1 pseudogene is annotated in these 703 nt (G+C 45.4%); it reads right to left on the reverse strand.

From position 1 onward, the window contains the following. A pseudogene (locus tag ACS8FD_RS20660) lies at positions 1 to 703 on the reverse strand (indolepyruvate decarboxylase); the annotation flags it as partial.

Genomic DNA, 703 nt, shown 5'->3' on the forward strand with positions numbered 1-703 from the left:
TGATGTCATGACTTCATGTAATGCGTGTAGCGCATCTTCTAACGCAATAGGAGCAAAGTTCTGTCCACTAATGGTCGCGCGTTCATAATGCAAATCTACGACTGTTTTTTTGTCAATATTTTGGCTAAATCCTGCAGTCGTCGTATCGGTATACTGTACCCCAATTTTAATGAGGCATTCGCAGTTTTCTACTGCATCTTTCACTACTGGACGTGATGCTACGCCTGCATATGTGCCAGCCCAGCGATCGCTTTGCTCATCCAATAGAGTCTTACCCCAAGATAGCGTCGTATAAGGAATCTCGGTATCCGCAATCAAAGCTTTGAGCTGGTCTTGTAGTCCTAAACGATGCACCATCAAGTCCGCCATCAAAGTGGTGGTCTTGTTCGGCAAAAACGCCTTCAATGCTTTTTTGAAATCAGCCAAGGCAGCTTCACTGGTTATTTTCTCTGCACTATCGACAAGCTTAGTAGATGGTGGGTAAATAGGCTGACGTGCCACATCTGGTGATAGTAGCAAGTAGCCTGGACGGTGTTTTTTGAGGGTCACACGAATGACTCTATCAATCTCTGAAGCTGCGTTTTCGGCGGTAAGGTGTGCACGTGCTACTGTTACTGGTTCTACCATCTTGATAAAGTGGTTAAATACCCCATCACCAAGCGTATGGTGAATGCGTTGCTTAGAATCTTGCAAAGCCGTACTG

The sequence above is a fragment of the Psychrobacter sp. 1U2 genome (assembly GCF_051847575.1).